Source organism: Alteromonas aestuariivivens (assembly GCF_003367475.1).
GTDB lineage: Bacteria > Pseudomonadota > Gammaproteobacteria > Enterobacterales > Alteromonadaceae > Alteromonas > Alteromonas aestuariivivens.
The window spans coordinates 65605-85727 of record NZ_QRHA01000011.1 but is presented as its reverse complement, the minus strand read 5'-3'; the positions used below and the strand labels follow the sequence as shown (position 1 = coordinate 85727).

20 protein-coding genes are annotated in these 20123 nt (G+C 49.4%); 6 read left to right on the top strand and 14 right to left on the bottom strand.

What is annotated here, in order from left to right; translation table 11 throughout:
- Positions 1-136: 136 nt before the first annotated feature.
- The 10 genes from DXV75_RS14430 to rpsB form a co-directional block, all read right to left on the bottom strand.
- Positions 137-652 carry an OmpH/Skp family outer membrane protein gene (locus DXV75_RS14430; RefSeq protein ID WP_115594134.1) on the bottom strand — a complete coding sequence of 172 codons (516 nt, stop codon included), beginning with the start codon at positions 650-652 and terminating at the stop codon, positions 137-139.
- 51 nt (positions 653-703) lie between these two features.
- On the bottom strand, positions 704-3181 hold the full coding sequence (gene bamA, locus DXV75_RS14425) for an outer membrane protein assembly factor BamA (RefSeq protein WP_115594133.1): 2478 nt from the start codon (positions 3179-3181) through the stop codon (positions 704-706).
- Positions 3182-3240: 59 nt separating this feature from the next.
- A complete protein-coding gene (gene rseP, locus DXV75_RS14420) occupies positions 3241-4593 on the bottom strand; it encodes a sigma E protease regulator RseP (RefSeq protein ID WP_115594132.1) in 1353 nt (450 codons plus the stop codon).
- Complete coding sequence (gene ispC / locus DXV75_RS14415) at positions 4593-5774, bottom strand: 1-deoxy-D-xylulose-5-phosphate reductoisomerase (protein WP_115594131.1); 1182 nt, start codon at positions 5772-5774, stop codon at positions 4593-4595. Before ispC ends, rseP begins: the two co-directional genes overlap by 1 nt.
- Positions 5774-6637, bottom strand: a complete 864-nt coding sequence (locus DXV75_RS14410) for a phosphatidate cytidylyltransferase (protein ID WP_115594130.1) — start codon at positions 6635-6637, stop codon at positions 5774-5776. The genes ispC and DXV75_RS14410 overlap by 1 nt, the downstream gene beginning before the upstream one ends.
- A 53-nt stretch (positions 6638-6690) precedes the next feature.
- Positions 6691-7470, bottom strand: coding sequence for a polyprenyl diphosphate synthase (gene uppS, locus DXV75_RS14405; RefSeq protein ID WP_115594129.1), 780 nt, complete (start codon positions 7468-7470; stop codon positions 6691-6693).
- An 8-nt stretch (positions 7471-7478) separates the two neighbouring features.
- A complete protein-coding gene (gene frr / locus DXV75_RS14400) occupies positions 7479-8036 on the bottom strand; it encodes a ribosome recycling factor (protein WP_115594128.1) in 558 nt (185 codons plus the stop codon).
- A 24-nt stretch (positions 8037-8060) separates the two neighbouring features.
- Complete coding sequence (pyrH, locus tag DXV75_RS14395) at positions 8061-8798, bottom strand: UMP kinase (RefSeq protein ID WP_115594127.1); 738 nt, start codon at positions 8796-8798, stop codon at positions 8061-8063.
- A 211-nt stretch (positions 8799-9009) separates the two neighbouring features.
- Positions 9010-9882 (bottom strand): translation elongation factor Ts, encoded by an 873-nt coding sequence (tsf, locus tag DXV75_RS14390; RefSeq protein WP_115594126.1) that lies wholly within the window; start codon positions 9880-9882, stop codon positions 9010-9012.
- A 125-nt stretch (positions 9883-10007) separates the two neighbouring features.
- Complete coding sequence (gene rpsB, locus DXV75_RS14385; protein WP_115594125.1) at positions 10008-10739, bottom strand: 30S ribosomal protein S2; 732 nt, start codon at positions 10737-10739, stop codon at positions 10008-10010.
- Positions 10740-11069: 330 nt separating this feature from the next.
- On the opposite strand from rpsB, the gene map reads away from it, so the two are divergent.
- The 3 genes from map (at position 11070) to dapD (ending at position 15526) form a co-directional block, all read left to right on the top strand.
- Positions 11070-11864 (top strand): type I methionyl aminopeptidase, encoded by a 795-nt coding sequence (gene map / locus DXV75_RS14380; protein WP_115594124.1) that lies wholly within the window; start codon positions 11070-11072, stop codon positions 11862-11864.
- A gap of 189 nt (positions 11865-12053) precedes the next feature.
- Positions 12054-14705, top strand: coding sequence for a [protein-PII] uridylyltransferase (gene glnD / locus DXV75_RS14375; RefSeq protein WP_115594161.1), 2652 nt, complete (start codon positions 12054-12056; stop codon positions 14703-14705).
- A complete protein-coding gene (dapD, locus tag DXV75_RS14370) occupies positions 14702-15526 on the top strand; it encodes a 2,3,4,5-tetrahydropyridine-2,6-dicarboxylate N-succinyltransferase (protein WP_115594123.1) in 825 nt (274 codons plus the stop codon). The genes glnD and dapD overlap by 4 nt, the downstream gene beginning before the upstream one ends.
- 39 nt (positions 15527-15565) lie before the next feature.
- Here the strand turns inward: dapD and DXV75_RS14365 are convergent, their stop codons facing one another.
- From DXV75_RS14365 to DXV75_RS14355, 3 genes are read right to left on the bottom strand one after another with little or no spacing between them, the layout of a single operon-like run.
- Complete coding sequence (locus DXV75_RS14365) at positions 15566-16018, bottom strand: flavodoxin (RefSeq protein ID WP_115594122.1); 453 nt, start codon at positions 16016-16018, stop codon at positions 15566-15568.
- Between the two features lie 37 nt (positions 16019-16055).
- The gene (locus DXV75_RS14360; protein ID WP_245953243.1) at positions 16056-16793 is read right to left on the bottom strand and encodes a pseudouridine synthase; all 738 of its coding nucleotides are present in this window, start codon (positions 16791-16793) and stop codon (positions 16056-16058) included.
- Positions 16790-17122 carry a YqcC family protein gene (locus DXV75_RS14355; RefSeq protein WP_115594120.1) on the bottom strand — a complete coding sequence of 111 codons (333 nt, stop codon included), beginning with the start codon at positions 17120-17122 and terminating at the stop codon, positions 16790-16792. Before DXV75_RS14355 ends, DXV75_RS14360 begins: the two co-directional genes overlap by 4 nt.
- 192 nt (positions 17123-17314) lie before the next feature.
- Between DXV75_RS14355 and DXV75_RS14350 the strand changes: the two genes are divergently transcribed.
- Both DXV75_RS14350 and DXV75_RS14345 read left to right on the top strand, forming a co-directional pair.
- Positions 17315-18382: a DUF3549 family protein gene (locus DXV75_RS14350; protein ID WP_115594119.1), complete on the top strand. Its 1068-nt coding sequence runs from the start codon at positions 17315-17317 to the stop codon at positions 18380-18382.
- Positions 18379-18684 carry a DUF3301 domain-containing protein gene (locus DXV75_RS14345; RefSeq protein WP_115594118.1) on the top strand — a complete coding sequence of 102 codons (306 nt, stop codon included), beginning with the start codon at positions 18379-18381 and terminating at the stop codon, positions 18682-18684. The genes DXV75_RS14350 and DXV75_RS14345 overlap by 4 nt, the downstream gene beginning before the upstream one ends.
- A gap of 154 nt (positions 18685-18838) precedes the next feature.
- Here the strand turns inward: DXV75_RS14345 and DXV75_RS14340 are convergent, their stop codons facing one another.
- Complete coding sequence (locus DXV75_RS14340; RefSeq protein ID WP_115594117.1) at positions 18839-19093, bottom strand: hypothetical protein; 255 nt, start codon at positions 19091-19093, stop codon at positions 18839-18841.
- A gap of 507 nt (positions 19094-19600) precedes the next feature.
- On the opposite strand from DXV75_RS14340, the gene DXV75_RS14335 reads away from it, so the two are divergent.
- A complete protein-coding gene (locus DXV75_RS14335) occupies positions 19601-20080 on the top strand; it encodes an SHOCT domain-containing protein (RefSeq protein ID WP_220272538.1) in 480 nt (159 codons plus the stop codon).
- Positions 20081-20123 lie beyond the last annotated feature (43 nt).

Genomic DNA, 20123 nt, shown 5'->3' with positions numbered 1-20123 from the left:
TTTCTCTGTCTTAATGGCCGCAACCTTACGCTTTTCAAGGCAAAAAACAAATCAGACCAACCCCTTTCGGCGTCAGTCTGATTCATTTTTGTGCGGTTCCCTCGCTCAAAAGTACCCTTTTGGCGGACACACTGTATTAATTGATGCTGCTAACCTGGCTCAATACCTTCTCAGACAGGTCATGCTCGTCTTTTGCAAAAGAAACGGCACCAGCATTCAGGATGAGGTCATAACCCTCTTTTGCCGCTACTGCATCGATAGCCTGCTTGATCAGACCCAGCAACTTGTTTCGTTCTTCGTTGCTGCGACGCTGGATATTTTGCTGCAGTGGCTGGCCTTTCTCAGCCAGCTTTTCTCTCACCGCCAGAATTTTATCCTGAAGATCTTTCTTTTCCTGCTCGCTCATGGTGGCGGCATCACGCTGCAAACGTTCAGCAAAAAACTGCCCGTCTTTTTGCAACTGATTCACCTCGTCAATCTGGTCCTTGAATTCAAGCTGGATATTGTTGGATATTTCAGCAGCCTGGGGCATAGCCTGAAATACGCCCTGAACATCCACAACACCAATTTTTTGCTCAGCCATTACAGACGTACTTACAAGGGCACTGCCCAACATCGCGGTTGCTACGATATGTTTTGCCAACTGTTTCAAAAGGAACTCCTTGATTTTATTACACCGGTTAAATCCGGATTCGAATTAGAATTAGAATGTCTGCCCAATATTGAAGGTGAAGAATTTCGCATCATCCCCATCCCTCTCCTTAATGGCTCGAGAGAAACTGAATACCATAGGGCCCATTGGTGAAATCCATTGTACAGAAATACCAGCGGAACTACGATACTGTTTCCAGTCCGAATAGTCCAACAGTGCGCCGTAAGTGTAATCGACCTGCTCTAGCTGACTGTACTTGTCGTAGTCAAACTCGGTATCCCAAACGTTACCAATATCCCAGAACAGGCTGGTACGCACGGAATTATCCATTTCTTCTTCCACAAAGGGCGTAGGGACAATCAGTTCGAGCCCACCCAATGCCATGGCGTTTCCACCAAGGCTGCGACGGGAAATGCTGATTGTATCGTTGTCCGGATCGCCCGGATACACTTCTCCGCCTGGCCCTGAAGCCCCCGGGGAGCTGTTGCGTAAAACGCCGCGCGGGCCTACCGTATTGTTTTCAAAACCACGCAGGGTATCTGCACCACCAGCGGTGAAGTTCTGTGTGAACGGCAATATCTGCTCGTTGCCATTGATTTCACCGTAGCCATTGCCGTAACCCAGACGCAACCTCGCCAGCACTGACCAGCGCTGATTGCGGGACAGCGGATAATAGAACTTGGTATCCAGCACACTCTTGAAGTAGTTCACGTCAGAATTCGGCGTAGTAATGCTGAAGGATGCCCGCTGTGAAGACCCGGCAGTCGGAAACAGACCGCGGTTCAGCGTGCTACGACTCCAGCTTACGCTAGCCTCTAACGTATCGTATTCGATGGGCGCATCCGGATCCCCACTACCCACGAACTGATTGTAGAACTGCTCAGTCTGTTCGTAATAACCGCGGTTATAAAGCTCGACATTGGCATACACCAGGCCGAAATTAATGCGGTTAAACTGGTTAATTGGATACCCGATGTTGGCACCAACAGACCACTGTTTGGAGTTGTAACGGATCACGTTAAAATCGGAGCCGTCAAACTCACTGTAGCCAAGACTGCCGCCCAGGCTGATTCCATCAATGGTGAAATACGGGTCATTATAGGTAATTTGCGCGGAACGCTGATAGGACACCGTGCTCACGTTCAGACCCACTCGCTTACCCGTACCCAGGAAGTTATCCTGCTGGATCCCTGCCTGCAAACTGAGTTTGGTGCGGTCACCATAACCGATACCGGCGTTGAACGAGCCGGAGGGCTGTTCCTTAACGCTGAAATTAACGTCTACCATGTCATCCTCACCCGGGATGCGAATGGTTTCAAACTCAACATCGTCCATATAGGTCAAGCGCGACAATTGCCCTTTGGAAGACTCAAGTAATCCATTGGATAACCAGGTGCCTTCCATCTGGTTTACATTCTGACGCAGTACCCTGTCAGCGGTGATGGTATTGCCGTTAAAGGTAATTCGACGAACATAGATACGTTTACCCGGGTCGACCGACAGAGTCAGCTTGACGGTTTTGTCTTCGTCGTTGATTTCAGGCACAGTCGTGACGGTCGGGTAGGCATAACCAAAACGCCCAAGGTAATTGCTGATGAATTCTTCGGTGTAAGTCACTTCCGCCTGGTTATAAAGCTCGCCAGGGGTAAGAGGCAAAACCGCACGAATGTAATCTTCATGACCCAGAATGTCCCCTACCAACTCCACGTCAGAAATGGTGTACTGTTCACCTTCAGAGACGTTCATTGTGATATAGATGCCGTCTTTTTCAGGCGTCATCGACACCTGGGTAGAGTCAACGTTAAAGCGCAGATAACCCCGGTCAAGGTAGTGATTGCGCAGGGTCTCCATGTCACCTTGCAACGTTTGCTGCTGATAACGGGTTTCAGAAAGGAAATCCCACCACGGCGTGTCGAACTGGAGCTCCAGCCCTTCAAGCAGTTCCGTGTCGGAGAAAAGCTCGTTACCAACCACGTTGATTTGCTTGATTTTCGCCGCATCCCCTTCTTCAAACAACAGCTTGAGGTCAACCCGGTTTCGTGGAAGAGGCGTTACGATAGCCGTTACATCAGCGTTATATTTACCAATGCTATAGAAGAAATCCTTGAGACCGTTTTCGATCGATGTGAGGACCGTTTTGTCCAGCGGTTCACCAACACGGATGTCATTGCCATCCAGACTTTCCTGCAGCTGTTCATCCTTGATGTCATCATTGCCCTCAAAAATGATATTGCTGATGGTAGGGCGTTCTGAAACCCTAACCAGCAAAGTGTTACCATCCCTGAGGATTTCGACACGCTCGAAGTGACTGGATGAATACAAGGAACGAATCAGTTGTGTGATCCTGAACCCATTCATGGTGTCGCCGACCTGTACGGGCAGGTAAGTCAAAGCGGCTCCGAGCGCAACACGCTGCAACCCTTCTACTTTGATATCTTCAACGACAAATTGGCTGTCGTTTTGCGCAGCAGTGGCGAAGCTAGCACTGGATAATAACACTCCGGCTGCAACTAACTGATTTAACTTCATCTATTCTTTTTTTCCTGGCCGCGTTTGCTGTTTGCTTTAAGTTCTGCCGCCTAGCTAATTCAAGCTAAACGACTGATATCGTTAAAAATGGCAATACTCATAATCATCAGCAGTAATGCCCCACCTATTCTAAATCCCCATTCCTGCACGGCTTCCGGCACTGGCTTTCCGGTCAGCCACTCTACCGTAAAGTACATCAGATGCCCACCGTCCAGCATTGGCAGAGGTAACAGGTTGATAATGCCCAGGTTGACACTTATCAACGCTAGAAAACCCAAAAAATAAACCAGCCCGTATCCCGCACTGATACCTGCCCCCTGGGCTATGGATATGGGGCCACTAAGACTTTTGACTGATACATCGCCGGTGACAAGCTTACCCAGCATTTCAACACTCAACGTCATCAAACGCCAGGTTTTGCTAAGCGCCTTGCTGAACGCTTCAATCGGCCCATACTGATGGGTAAATACATAGCCTTCCGGCCAGGGCTCAAATTCCGGGCTCACACCCAAAAATCCATTCTGCCCCTGCGGAGTATCCCGGCGGGCAATGGTCGCATTAATTACCTGCTGTCGTCCATTTCTGTCAATTGTCAGTTGAACCGCCTGCCCCGGTTTGTCAACAATGTATTCCACCAGGCTCATCCAATCGGTAATCACCTGACTGTCCAACGCCAGAATTTTGTCTCCCACCTGCAGACCGGCAATGTCCGCTGGCGCACCTTTCTCCACCATTCCCACCATCATGGTGGGTTCCGGCCGGTAGGGCGATATGCCCAGGCTTCGCAAAGCGGACTGCTTGTCAGGATCGAACGCCCACTCACGGGTGTCGAGTGTAAATTTCTGCATCTCACCCGATGGATGGACAACGCTCAATTCAATACTTGCAGAGCCAATATGTGACATCAGCTCAAAGTTGACAGCTTCCCAGTCTGAGGTCTCTCTGGAGCCAATGGACTGTATCTGGTCACCATGTGCCAGCCCACTCTGAGCGACAATGCTGCCTGGGATTATGTCACCGACAACAGGTTTGACGGTGGTAATACCAATCAGATACATGACAAACAGGGCGACTGCAGCAAACAGGAAATTGACTCCCGGACCCGCTGCAATTATGGCCATCCGCTTACCCACCGTCTGGCGGTTAAACGCTTTGTGTTGCAAGCCCTCTGGAACATCATCTATCCGCTCATCCAGCATTCTTACGTATCCGCCAAGGGGAATAGCAGCGATGACAAATTCCGTACCCTGTTGGTCCGTTCTGCGCCACAAAGGTTTACCAAAACCAATCGAAAAGCGCTCTACCTGAACACCGCAACGACGGGCAACGTAAAAATGCCCCCACTCGTGTACGGCCACCAGAATGCCCAATGCAACGATAAATGCCCCAATACTCCAGATAACGCTTACCACTAGTTCAAACCTCTCACTATCCGCTGTGCTGTTTCTCGCGCAAGTCGATCCTGTTCCAAAACCTGTTGGAGTGAAGAAACCTTTATAGGTTCCAACCGATTTAAGGTTTCTTCATTAACCTCGGTTATTTGAGTGAATTTTATCCGTTCATTCAAAAAAGCATCGACAGCCACTTCGTTGGCCGCGTTCAAGCGGGTAGTTTCAGCCTGTCCGGCCTCGCACGCCTGGATGGCCAGTTTAAGGTTGGGATAACGTTCATAGCTTGGTGTACTGAACGTCAAATCAGCCAGCGTCGAGAAATTCAGCGGTGCAACACCTGCGTCGATTCTGTCTGGGTAGGCTAAACCAAAGGCAATGGGTGTGCGCATGTCCGGGTTGCCCATCTGAGCAATCACTGAACCATCAACGTACTGAACCATGGAATGAATGGTACTTTGCGGATGCAATACCACTGTAATCTCTTGTGGCTTGACACCAAACAGCCAGCAGGCCTCAATGAATTCAAGCCCTTTATTCATCATGGTTGCAGAATCGATTGTGATTTTACGCCCCATTTGCCAGTTAGGGTGTGCACAGGCTTCATCAACCGTAATGCCTGCGAAACTTTCCAAAGGTCGTTCCCGAAAAGGACCTCCGGAACCGGTCAGCAGAATTTGCTGAATGCCAGACCGATTTAATTCTCCGTAGCCGAAATCTCTGGGCAGGCACTGGAAAATTGCGTTATGTTCACTGTCGATTGGCAGAATTTCTGCTCCAGACTGGCGTGCGGCATCCATAAACAATGCGCCAGACATAACCAGTGCTTCCTTATTTGCCAGCAAAACACGCTTACCCGCGCGCACTGCAGACAAAGTCGGCAACAGCCCCGCTGCACCAACGATGGCAGCCATAACCACATCGACTTCGGCTGCGCTGGCTACTTCTTCCAGTGCCCGCGAGCCACACAGAATTTCTGACTCTACCTGCAACTGCTTCGCAAGCTCTCTGGCCTGTTCAATTCGTTCTTCGTCCGATACCACCACAAACCTCGGCGCATAAACTTTGGCCTGTTGCATCAGTGTTTCGATTTGCGTATTACCGGTGATCGCAAAAACCCGATACTTGCCAGGATGGCGGGCAATCACGTCGAGAGTGTTGCAACCGATAGAGCCGGTCGAACCTAAAACAGTAACGGTGAGCATTATGCCATCCAGGTAACGTAGCAGTAGGCGAAGACAGGAAATGCTGCCGTGAGGCTGTCTATTCGATCAAGCACACCACCGTGGCCAGGCAGGAGTTTGCCGCTGTCCTTTATACCTGCGCTACGCTTGAGCATGCTTTCATTGAGGTCACCAAGCGCGGAAACCCCTACGGTCAACCCGCCAATCAACAAATGCAGCCAGATCATTGAGGCAGCCACATGGTAATGCAAAGCGGCAAAGGCAATAATCGCAAATGAAGCTGCAACGCCACCCAGTAATCCTTCCAGCGTTTTACCTGGTGACACATTGGGACGCAATTTGTGCCGCCCAAATTTGACACCAACAAAAAACGCCCCTATGTCTGCCGCCCAAACGATACCCAGTACGTAGAAAATCAACGACGCGCCATAAAACGGGTCTACGTCATAAAGGCTGGTGCGCAATGCAACTACCGCAACCCAGGTGGGGATAAGCGTCAACAGGCCGAACAGGCTGCGAATCGCCCGGCTATTGCGCCAGAAACTGGAGTACCTTGGATAGGCAAGAATCATAACCAATGAGAACGCCCACCAGATTACTGCCAATCCAAGAATCCACTGGTACAGAGCGTGTAGCTGCCCTTGGTACCAGATTTGCTGTTCATCAACCGTGAGTGACAAAGCGACACATATGGCTGACATTATTACCAGAAACGCAACCTTTTGTGGTCGCTTGGTAAAACCGGACATATTGGCCCATTCATAAGCACCCAGTCCAATTACACCAGCAATGGCGACTTCAAACCACCAGACAGGCAGGAACAATATGGCAATCAGCGCGAGTGGCGCCAGTATCAATGCTGTTATTATTCGTTGTTTTAGCATAGTAGGCTTAAGGCCTCTGTAGTCGGTAGCAGACCCATACCGGGGGGTACAGGTCAGCAGCCGGTTGCGCTAACCTGGTCTCCGGTTAAACCGAACCTGCGCTGGCGCATGTTAAAGTTTTTGACGGCCTGCTCAAAAACGTCTTCATTGAAATCCGGCCACAACACATCAGTAAAATACAATTCTGCGTAGGCACACTGCCAAAGCAGAAAATTGCTGATTCGGTGCTCCCCGCCAGTACGGATAAGCAAGTCCAGCTCAGGCAAACCGGCGGTTGAAATCTTTTCACTGAAGGTTGTTTCGGTAATATCCGACACCGTAAGCCGCCCCAGACTGACTTCTTCCGCCAGGATTTGAGCGGCATTCACAATATCCCAACGACCGCCATAGTTTGCGGCAATGTTCAGTACCAGTTCCGTATTTTGAGCTGTTAATGTCTCGGCCTTTTCGATTTTCGCCGTCAGTTTGTCGTCAAAAGCAGAGATATCTCCAATAACTTTCAAACGCACACCGTTCTTATGCAGACGCTTAACTTCACTGTTCAACACCAGGTTAAACAGTTCCATCAGTACACTGACTTCCTCTTCCGGGCGTTTCCAGTTTTCACTGCTGAAGGCAAACAGGGTAAGAGACTGGATGCCAGTCCGACGTGCAAAACGCACAACCGCGCGAACTGACTCCACGCCCGCTTTGTGACCAAAGGTCCGAATTTTCCCTTTCTGTTTTGCCCAACGCCCGTTGCCGTCCATTATTATGGCAACATGCTTCGGCCCTGGCTGAACCGCCTGAACCGCATCTGTCCCAGTTTCTGCGTTAGACTGCTTTCCCAACATAACCTTTATTACACTTCCATTAGTTCTTTTTCTTTGTCGACCAGCATTGCATCCACTTTTTTGATGAAATCGTTGGTCAAAGACTGCACGTTTTCTTCTCCGGCGCGACTTTCATCTTCACTGATTTCCTTTTCCTTCAGCAACTCCTTGATGTCGCTGTTGGCGTCACGTCGAATGTTTCGGATCGCAACCCGGCCCTGCTCGGCTTCATTACGTACCACCCGAATCAGATCCTTGCGGCGCTCTTCAGTCAGTGGTGGCAAAGGAATGCGGATGGTTGTACCGGCGCTCATCGGATTAAGTCCCAGGTCCGACTGCATGATGGCCTTTTCCACAGCCTGAATAGCACCCTTATCAAATACCGTCAGCGCAAGAGTGCGGCTGTCTTCGGCAATAACGTTAGCAACTTGCTTCAGAGGAGTATCACTACCGTAATAGGGCACCATAATGCCATCCAGCAGACTGGGATGGGCACGCCCGGTTCGAATTTTGCTCAACTGACTTTTCAGCGCGCTGATGCTTTTTTCCATCCGTTCGCGCGCATCTAATTCAATCTCATCAATCACAACAATTTTCCTATTTTTTGATTTCTAGACTTTATCGGCGTGGTCAATCAGAGTTCCTTCAGGCTCTCCCATTACCACACGCTTCAGGCAACCAGGTTTATTCATGTTGAACACCCGAATAGGCAGGCTGTGATCACGGGCCAGTGTAAAGGCAGACAGGTCCATAACCTTTAACTCCCTTTCCAGCACTTCGGTATAACTCAGGCGGGGATAAAGGGTTGCCTCCGGATTTTTCACCGGATCATCACTGTACACGCCGTCCACCTTTGTAGCCTTCAGCACAGCATCGGCTTCAATTTCGATACCACGCAAACAGGCTGCTGAATCTGTGGTGAAGAACGGGTTTCCTGTTCCTGCGGAAAAAATCACAACCCTGCCGGACTTAAGCAAACTGATCGCTTCTGCCCAGTTATAGGCGTCGCATACTCCATTCAGCGGAATGGCAGACATCAGGCGGGCATTAACAAACGCACGATGCAGGGCATCACGCATAGCCAGCCCGTTCATTACGGTGGCCAGCATGCCCATGTGGTCACCGACCACGCGGTTCATACCTGCGCGCGCCAGCCCTTCACCACGGAACAAGTTGCCTCCTCCAATGACCAGACCAACCTGGACACCCAGTTCTACCAGTTCCTTGATTTCCTGCGCCATTCGATCCAAAACCTTGGGATCGATACCAAATCCTTCTTCCCCCATCAGGGCTTCGCCACTGAGTTTTAGCAGTATTCTTCGATAGGCTGATTTTGGAGTGATGCTCATAGTTCGAATTGTCCTCTTGAATTCGGCTTGACTCATTGCTCGTCAGTCAACACAAGAAATGAAGCAAACCAACTCGTACTCAAAACCCTCTGACCCTGACAACATTTTTCTGCTGCCGCACAGGGGCATTGAATTTCACATAAAAAAGCACCTCCGAAGAGGTGCTCGTAGTGTATCCGACATTCGCCGAATGCAAAAGTCAAACGCCCAATTATTTCTTGGCCGCTGCCATTTGCGCAGCTACTTCTGCAGCGAAATCTTCGGTTTTCTTCTCGATGCCTTCACCAACTTCAAAGCGTACGAAGTTGACAACATCCGCGTTCTTGCTCTTCAGCAAGTCAGCAACGCTGATAGAAGGATCCTTCACGAAAGGCTGACCAGTCAGGCTCACTTCGCCAGTGAACTTCTTCATGCGGCCGGCAACCATTTTCTCTGCGATGTCTGCAGGCTTGCCAGACTGAATGGCGATTTCGATCTGGATTTCTTTTTCCTTCTCAACCACTTCCGCAGGTACGTTTTCAGGCTTAACAAACTGAGGGTTTGCTGCTGCAACGTGCATAGCGACGTCTTTTGCCAGCTCTTCGTCGCCACCGTTCAGAATGGCGATAACACCGATACGGCCGCCGTGTACGTAGGCACCCAGGTTGTCACCTTCCACGTTGATAACGCGACGGGGAGAAATATTTTCACCAATTTTTGCTACCAGCGCATCACGAACTTCGCTGATTTTAGCGCCGTCCAGTTGAGCTTCGTTCAGTGCTTCGATATCGTTGATGCCGTTTGCGGCGGCCACTTCCAGCAACCGGTTACCGAATTTCAGGAAACCTTCGTCACGGGCAACGAAGTCAGTTTCACAGTTCAGTTCCATCATAGTTGCTTTGTTGCCAGCTACCTGAGTCAGGATCACACCTTCAGCGGCAATACGGCCAGCTTTCTTGGCGGCTTTTGCCTGACCAGACTTACGCATATTCTCAATGGCCAGTTCGATGTCACCATCCGTTTCAACCAGAGCTTTTTTACAATCCAGCATGCCGGCGCCTGTGCGCTCACGCAGTTCTTTAACTAGTGCTGCAGTCACTGCCATTTTTCAATTCCTCAGCAATAAAAGTAAATTCGATAGGTAAAGAGGGGCGTGTTGCCCCTCTCATTACACAGCGTATTGTACAGCAGTCATCCTTAACTGGTGACTGCCGGAGAATCGCTGACTGATTACTCAGCGGCTTCTACGAAGTCGTCCTGCTCAGCCTGAACTTCCAGGTTGCTTTCGCGACCCTGGTTGATGGCTCCGGCAGCGGCTTCCAGGTACAACTGAATCGCACGGATGGCGTCGTCGTTACCAGGGATGATGTAATCCACACCGTCAGGGTTGGAGTTGGTATCAACCACACCTACCACAGGAATACCCAGGTTACGCGCTTCAGTTACTGCAATGTGCTCGTGGTCAGCATCAATAACAAAGATACAGTCTGGCAGACCGCCCATGTCTTTGATACCACCCAGGCTGCTTTCCAGCTTGTCCATTTCGCGCTGAAGCATCAGAGCTTCTTTTTTGGTCAGCTTTTCAAACGTTCCGTCCTGGCTTTGCTGCTCCAGGTCTTTCAGACGCTTGATTGACTGGCGAACAGTTTTCCAGTTGGTCAGCATGCCGCCCAACCAGCGCTTGTTCACGTAGTATTGGTCACATTTCAAAGCTGCTTCTTTTACCGCTTCGCCTGCAGCACGCTTGGTGCCAACAAACAGAATTTTACCTTTTTTGGACGCAACACCAGACAGGTAGTTCAGCGCGTCATTGAACAAAGGAACGGTTTTTTCCAGGTTGATGATATGAACCTTGTTGCGGGCACCAAAGATGAAAGGCTTCATTTTTGGGTTCCAGTAACGGGTTTGGTGACCAAAGTGCACGCCGGCTTTCAGCATGTCACGCATAGAGACATTTGCCATTTTTGTTTCCTCAATATGGGGTTAGGCCTCCATACACCCCTTGTATCGATCCAGCTTTCACTGGACACCCCGATAGCAAGTGCCGGTGTATGTGTGTTTTAAATTTAAAGTTTACCCTGAGAGCCAGTTTGCATCGGCAAATCACGGCACATCCTCAAAGGCGGGCGCTTTATACCATGACTACAGAGATTTCTCAAGTTTAGCCGCCGACAATTGCCCTTCTGTACGTGCGCTGACTATACAGTTCCCCGCTGAAACGGTAACATAAAAGCATCTTTTACGGGTATGGCCGATAGCCTCCCAATAATGAGCAACCGATTGAGGAAACCAGTGGCAGCTATAATCAAAACCGCTGAAGAAATTGAAAAAATGCGCGTAGCCGGAAAAATGGCGGCGGACGTGCTGACCATGATCACTCCCCACGTCCAGAAAGGCGTGACCACCGACGAACTCAACACTCTGTGTCACAATTATATCGTCAATGAACTGGACGCAGTTCCGGCTCCACTCAATTACGGCCACCCACCGTTTCCAAAATCCATTTGCACTTCGGTTAATCACGTTATTTGCCATGGCATCCCGTCTGACAAAAAGCTCAAGGATGGCGACATTGTTAACATTGACGTTACCGTCATCAAAGACGGGTACCACGGTGATACGTCAAAAATGTTTATTGTTGGCAAACCCAAAATTCTGGCTGAGCGCCTGGTCAAGGTAACTCAGGAGTGCCTGTACGATGCCATCAGACTGGTCAGGCCCGGTGCCCGTCTGGGCGATATTGGCCACGCCTGCCAACAGCACGCAGAAGCTCATAATTATTCAATTGTTCGTGAATATTGCGGCCACGGTATTGGTGCAGGATTTCATGAAGAGCCTCAGATTGTTCACTATGGTCGCCCCGGTACCGGCGAAGAGCTGCAGCCTGGCATGTGTTTTACCATTGAGCCCATGGTAAATGCCGGCAAACGGTATTCCAAGCTGTTGCCGGATCACTGGACGGTGGTTACCAAGGATCGCAGCCTGAGTGCGCAGTGGGAACACACTCTTCTGGTAACAGAAGACGGCGTTGAAGTGCTTACCCTGAGAGATGAAGAAGATCTGCCCAGAGTGATCAGCCACAGCTAGTCACAACTCATCCTGAATTGGGCTGCGTTTTTCACCGCCGAGCGCAGCCTGATTCAAAAATTAATAACCAAATCGAATAAATATTCACTTTTTAGATTATTCAACACGGAAATTCGACACTGCGATTCTGCACCAATTCGTGCTAAGGTGCGGTCACTTTTTCTCAAGGTGGAAAGCAAAGGCAGGATTTTGATGCTCCAAAAGCTTATCAATGACGTTAATGCCATCAGCTCAGTGGACGATTTAAGCGCAATCAAAGAATGCGTGTCACAACATTTTCAGTGGCTCGAACAAAGTTTCGACACCACTCCGGTAGACAAGCTCGTCACCGGCAGAGCGCAATTTGTCGATGCAATTCTGCTCCACCTCTGGGAGTTGTTAGGCCTGAACGGCTACCCTGATTTGGCTTTGTGCGCGGTAGGCGGTTATGGACGAGGCCACCTGCAGCCCTATTCCGACGTTGACCTGCTTATTGTCAGCAAACGTTCACTCACCGCAGAACAACAGGAAAAAGTTGGTCGTTTTATCACCCTGCTGTGGGACATTCGCCTTGATGTTGGCCAGTCTGTGCGCACCGTAAAAGAAACTGTCAAGCTCGCCAGGGAAGACATCACCATCGCCACCAATCTGGTGGAAAGCAGGTTACTTTGTGGTTGCGAAGAAACCTTTGAGACTCTATGGGAGCTGGTTAACGGGCGTAAAGGATGGACCAGCAAAGACTTTTTCGTTGCCAAATACGAAGAACAACAAGCCCGCCACGCTAAATTTCATGGTACTTCCTACAATCTGGAACCAAACATCAAAGAAAACCCGGGTTGTCTGCGCGACATTCAGTCGATTGGCTGGGTAGCCAAGAAGCACTTCCGTGAATACGACGGTTTCAATCTGGTTGGCCACGGATACTTCACCGAGCAGGAGCACAGTGAACTGATCGCCTGTCGTATGCATTTGTGGCGCATGCGTTTTGCCCTTCATCTGATAGCCGGTCGAAGCGAAAACCGCCTTCTGTTTGACTATCAGACTGACGTTGCAAAGCGGCTCGGCTATGGTTCTGAAGGGAAGGCGTCAGTTGAGAAGATGATGCGCGACTTCTTCAGGATTGTCCGTCGAGTGAGCGAACTAAACCAAATGCTGCTGCAGCGCTTCCGGTATGACATGCTCAACCAAACCGTTCAGAAACAAGTAAAACTGACCGCCGACTTCTGCCTGTTGGACGGCATGATTTCCCCATGCCATGAAAGTGTATTCGAACTTCCTGAACAAATACTGGATTTTTTGTTTGTCATCGCAGACCACCCTCAAATTCAGGGGCTTGACACGGATTGCATCCGCCAGTTACGAAACGCCCGGCGCAAGTTTGAAGGCAGCTATTTTGTCGAGCGCCCTGCGTGCCGCACCAAACTGATGGCGTTGTTCAAACACCCGCACTTTTTCGATTTTGGTTGGGATGTGATGCATAAATACGGCATCCTGCAATCCTATCTTCCTGAATGGGATGCCATTGTCGGTCTGATGCAGTTCGATCTTTTCCACGCCTACACGGTGGATGAGCATACCCATCGTCTGGTAAAGCACGTCAACCACTATTTTTCGCCGGAAAACACTGAATTCCCGCGCTGTGGCCGCATTGTCCGCAATCTCGAAAAACCAGAGTTGATTTACATCACCGCCATATTTCATGACATAGCCAAAGGGCGTGGCGGCGATCATTCCGAACTGGGTGCAGTGGATGTCACCAAATTCTGTGAATTGCATGATGTGGATGACAGCGATACCCAACTGGTTTCCTGGTTGGTACAAAACCACCTGCTGATGTCGGTAGTTGCGCAGCGAAGGGACATTTATGACCCGGACGTGATCCAAGAATTTTCTGCCGCAGTGCGCAGCCACATGCACCTTAACCTGCTGTACACTCTGACACTGGCCGACATTCGGGCAACCAACGACCATTTGTGGAACGACTGGAAAGCCTCATTGCTCAGAGAACTCTACCTGATGACCCAAAAGGCCCTGGACAACGGCTTGCAATGCCAGGTGACACTGGACGAACGGGTACAGGATCATAAGCAGCGTGCCCACCAGCAACTGCAGGAAAGCGGTGTAGCACTCGATCAGGTTGATCAGTTATGGCAGCGCCTGGACGAAGACTATTTCGCCCGCTTTAAACCGGCGCAAATCGCCTGGCACACTCAGGAAATATTATCCGCGCAGCAAACGCTGTTCGCAGACGATGAACAGGGATTGCTGGTTAAAGCCAACAATCAAATTGCCACGGGCGGTACCGAACTGCTGATTTACGGGCGCGACCGAAAAGCTCTGTTCGCCCAGGTAGCCTCCGTTTTGGACAGCCGCAACTGCTCGATTCACGACGCACATATAACCATCACCAAAGACGGTTATGTTTTCGACAGCCTGCTGATATTGGAAAACGACGGTTCGCGCCTCAAAGACGGGACCCGGATCACCAGCCTGGAGCAAGCAATAGTTGCTCAGCTGGACAAACCCGGCCGTGCCCACAATAACAAGCGCAAGCTGCCACGACAAATGCGTCAGTTGGACGTACCGACCAACATCCGCTTTTTTGACATTGGTGACGATGCCACACTGATTGAGCTGGAAGCATTAGATGCACCAGGCATACTGGCCAAAATCGGCCACGCATTTGTCGATCGCAATGTCACTTTGAAGCTGGCTAAGATCGCCACCATTGGCGAACGAGCCGAAGATATTTTCATTGTCAGCAATGAAGCTGGCAAAGCCCTTAACCACGAACAGCAAGTGGCCCTGAAAAGCCAGATTCTGTTTAAACTCGATCAACTTGAAGACATCAACATACCATGAACGAACTGAAAGCCATTATCGAAGACGCGTTTGAAAACCGTGAATCCATCAGCCCATCAGCGGCCCCATCTGAAGTCAAGCAGGCCGTTAATGACGTAATCGCTCTGCTGAACAGTGGCAAGGCCCGGGTAGCTGAGAAAATTGCTGGCGAATGGGTGGTACATCAGTGGCTCAAAAAAGCCGTATTGCTTTATTTCCGCCTGCACGGCAATGACGTCATTGAAGGAGCTGAAAGCCGTTTTTATGACAAGGTTCCCCTAAAGTATGCTGACTACACTGCAGAGCAATTCGCCAGTGAGGGAGTGCGTGTGGTTCCTCCTGCGGCTGTGCGCACTGGTACCTACATTGGAAAAAATGTTGTGCTGATGCCTTCTTACGTCAACATTGGCGCATTTGTAGACGAAGGCACAATGGTAGACACCTGGGCCACGGTCGGCTCCTGCGCGCAAATTGGCAAAAACGTGCATTTGTCCGGCGGCGTAGGCATTGGCGGAGTACTGGAGCCGTTGCAGGCAAATCCCACCATCATTGAAGACAATTGCTTCATTGGCGCCCGTTCTGAGATTGTGGAAGGCGTAGTCGTCGAAGAAGGCGCTGTAATTTCAATGGGTGTATACATTGGCCAAAGTACCCGTATATACGATCGTGAAACCGGTGAAGTACATTATGGTCGCGTACCAGCGGGCTCCGTGGTGGTGCCTGGAAACCTGCCGTCAAAGGACGGCAGTTACAGCCTGTATGCAGCCATTATTGTAAAAAAAGTGGATGCAAAAACACGTGCCAAAGTCGGCATCAATGCTCTGCTGCGGGGCGCAGAGTAAGTTCTTTGGCGGGCGCGCTTGCGTCCGCCAAAAATTATCTTAATTTCCTACCAGTTGCGCTTTCAGATCATTCACCCACTTGACCACATCTTCTTCAGGTTCAAGTGTTTCAATCGCATCAACTTCCAACATGTCTGCAACGGGTTTCCCCTGTAGTTCACTGAGCAATTCGAAAAACTGGCGTCCACCACCGCAATAGCTGTCGCCATAACTGCTATCCCCCAACGCGGCAACCGCAAAAGGTTTCTCATTCAGCAGAGGAAATTCATCCTTCAGGTCCGAAAGCACAAATTCCAGATTTGGCGGTACGTCACCCTGCCCAGTGGTGGAAGTGATTACCAGAATGGCCTCTGCATCAACAAAATCAGCCACATCAGGGTCAGTGAAAAGTTCGCAATCAACCCCCTGAGATGCCAGATTCTCTTCTACCTGTTCGGCCACATGCTGTGCATTGCCGTACACACTGCCTGCGAAAATACTCAATTTCGCCATTATCACTCCTCTTCAAAAATTAAATAATACCAGGCCTTTACACCCGATATTGCTGCCAGTTTTCAATTAATGCCGCCATATTGAAATGAGGCTGGGCACTAATGCATATTCTCTTTGCTGTTATTGGATGTACAAAGCTTAACTGTGTACAAGTTAGGGCCAAGTTATCAAAATTAAACTCGCCTCGAACAAATTTATTGTGCTTGCCGTCTCCATGCGTTGTGTCGCCGAGAATTGGATGGCGCACATGTGCCATATGTCTTCGCAACTGGTGCTTGCGCCCGGTCTGCGGGTACAGTGACACCAAACTGTACCGGGTTTGTGGGTAACGGCCTACACCATATGGCAAAAGATAACGTTCAATGCATTGATATTCAGATACAGCAGGCTGCGGAGGCAAATCATCACGTTTGTATTTGTCAGCGTATTTGTCTTTGCGATATCGCAACGCATAATCAATGAGGCCGGCACCATTTAACCATCCCCGGACAAGAGCACGGTACTGTTTGGAAACCTCTTTGCCCATCCACATGCGCCCCAGCATTCCTGCATACTCAGCGCTGAAAGCAAATAACAGCACACCAGAGGTAGGCCTGTCCAAGCGATGAACCGGAAATACATGGCGCCCAACTCTGTCCCTGACTTTCTGCACAGCGAATTCAGTTTCATGACGATCGATGGGACTTCTGTGAACCAGCAAACCTGCAGGTTTGTCTACTGCTACCAGATAATCGTCCTGATACACCACACGGATTTCCGGTACTTCAGATATCATTCGTTTACAACCCCACCAAAAGTTATCAAGCGATCCAATTCTTTGAGTAGCGCAATAATTGGCATGCATTCCGCGGTTAAATAGATTTCTGCGGCGGGGGCAACGGCCATTGCGCTGGGTAAAGCCTGTCCGTTCTCGAGTATAAAACGCAGTCTGGGCAATAAAATAAACTGTATCCACTGCTCAAAGGAGAGCGTATCGCAGGAAAACGGAGCCCCGCTGGACAACTGCTCTGGAGTAGGCATATCGGCAGACCATATGCCCATAATCCGCATTTGCTCTTCGATTAATGCCAACTGGCGTTTAATCTGCCACTCTCTGTTTTTCATCGCAGCTCTGTTCCAAAAAAGCGGAATTGTATCACGTACTGCATACCAGTAAGTCGTTTATGCTGTTCACTGGTTTTAATTTCGACTAGGGTCAGCCCCGGAATGTTTGCCCTGCAATAGTGGAAGCTTCCGAAACTGGCAGAGCAGCAACGGCCGCGTTACACTACGCTCCTTTTAATCCTTGAGGCAATTATGACTGCGGAGTCCATCAACTCAATCAGCGAGTTCTTGCTGCATGCCGGCACGAACTTCCGCATTCTGGATCTGGGCAGAGGTGTGGTGCCGGTGTCCGGCCAGGAATTTCTCGATATGGAAAATGGGCTGATTGCCCCTCCCCGCCCTCGCCAACAGCATGGGTGGTATGCCATCCTCTTCTGGAATGGACAAGCGTCTGAACAGCACTATATCTGGTTTATCAAATTGCCGCTGGATGAACAGGGTAAGATCGTCAGTGCAGCCCGAAACCACTTCCTCCAAATAATTGTTGACGCTTTGGGCAACCGCATTTCAAAGAATGACAGCGCTTCATCGAAGCTGCCGGACAATCCATATTCTTTTGTTCCGAATCAGACTCTGATGGCGCAATTTGGCGCTGTAGCCCGAAAATTACTCAACCATCCTCCCTGTGCAGGGTACCTTGATGTAGAAAGCTATGTCAGGGATCCTGAAACACATGACTGGAATGCTTTGTCCTTGCAGGCTATCGCAGATTTTGCGGCCAGAATTAACCGGGCTCAGGGAGACTGGGTGGTAAAACATTTTGACTCGTACTCAACATCATTCCAGTTAGCATTACTCAATGCGCTGGAATCCTCTTCATTACCTGAGCCGATTTCAATGCTGTTGCAGCGCAAACTTCTTTCTGAGGACAAGGAACCATTAGACGATGCGATGGAACTGGCCTCCTTGAGAGCACTGAGCGCATATACAGATGCGCATGAACTAACCCACTTTTTACAGCAATACATAACGAAAAAAGAAGATCTTAGCCTGGACCATCTGAGTGTGCTGGCCGCCAGACACTACCGTCATTTCGATACCAAGCTAACCAGGCTCTATTTTGAGGAAGTGGCAAAGTCTGATGAAAAACTCGGGTACAACGGTGAGTTATTTACGGGTTTGTTCAGTGATTTAGTGCAAATTCCTGAGCTCAGGGCTGAAGTGCTTGCATTACTTCGCTCTCCCGAGCGCAGCCCGTTACTGGCAAACGCTTTTGGACGGGTTTTCTCCAAAGCGCAAAATGACAGGAAGTCTCAATGAATTTATTTGATGTTGTGGTTTTATTGCTGATTAGTCTTATTGCATACCAGTTTTGGCGCATACGCAGCATTTCGGAGGGTGCACAGACCTACATTGAGCATTACTGTGATTCGCATAACCTACAGCTACTTTCACTCGCCCGATACACCACCAGACTGAGCCTCAAACAGGGTAAGCTCGACTGGAAATCTGTGTTTATTTTTGAGTTTTCCGGCAACGGAGAAGATAAATATTCAGGTTCGCTGGAGATGATTGGGCGGAAGGTACTAACCACTCGCCTTCCGCCATACCGCGTAAATTAACTGCGGGAGGATAACCAGCAAAGCAGCTTGCTGACTGTTATCAAAAAAAGCGGTAGCTGATGCTACCGCTTTCTATGAATTTTGAGTTTCCTTCTCAGCGTTCCTTTGCGACTAAAATCGTCCAGATTAAAATCCTTATACGCCCCTTTCCTTCTTATCTCACGACATCCTGTGTGAGCCACTCATCCCTAAGTAGGTCCCTTTCCCTTGCTCCCTGATTTAAACTACACATCCTTGCTGTAGCAATCTTCATCCTGAAGTTGTCCATTCCGGTCATCCTGACCTTTTTTCCCTTACTCCCTGTATTCACCACACATCCTGCTGCGGCATTCTTCATCCTGAAGTTGTCCTTACAATCATCCTGATTGTGTTCCTTGCTCCTACACATCCTGTCAATCAGCCATCCCATGCTGATATTCCCTTCCGTAGGTTGTCCTGGGTATTCCGTTTGTCGTCCTGACTCGTCGTGTTTCCCTGTGACGATTACTATACTAATCGGCTTATTATTCTGTGCGACTGACAATTTCGAATTAATTAGGAATGAAAACCGACTGGATTAGATCCTCAAAAAAATATTTCATAAAAATCAGCAACTTTAATTAAAACGAAAATTAAAACCCCATCGAAGAAACTCACAAAACCTACATAAATGTACGAGATGTCTTACAAACGGCAGAGCAAAAATGGAAAAGGTCATACCAGGGTATGAAAAGACCAACATACTCATTCAAAATCCACCAATCATTGACCAAATTTTTACTAATACTTGGTAGAAATTGACGGTAAATGTCACTTATCCAGAACCCGCTCTGTCACGAACCGTACCGCAAACCGAGGCTTGCTGTATTAAGACAGGAGCACCTTACCTGCTCGCGGGCTCACCACAATCCAAACCAATTTAATGGAGAAATATTTGATGAGTGCAAAAACGCTGATGTTTATTATTCTGGGCCTGATAGTGCCACTGTGGCCGGTGTCTCTGCCATTGTTCTGGTACCTGGCTTACCGTTCATCAAAGGAAGACAGCCAGCAAAAAATCGAAATTGCGCGAGCCGGACAGGGTGCTGTATTCGCTCCGGTAACACAAGAAAAGTCCAACAAGCCCAGTCTGGCCGAATTAAAGGATGCAAAAGAATTGCTGGATTCAGGTATTATCACTCAGGAAGAATTCGATAAAATTAAAGCTGACGCCCTGGCTATTACATCAACCGAAGGCAGCGTCTCCATCAAAAGCGAAGGTACTCTGCCAGACGGCTTTGTTCCGCTTGAGGAATTTGCCAGGGTTAAAAACATCGACGAACCCAAACTGGTTTCGATGGTACGGGATGGGTTCTATCAGGGAAGGAAGATAGGTGAAAACTGGTACATTTCTGCGTCTGAATTCACCCAGTCTTAAAATTCATGAGCCCAAATTTATTTGGGCTACATCCCCTTACTGG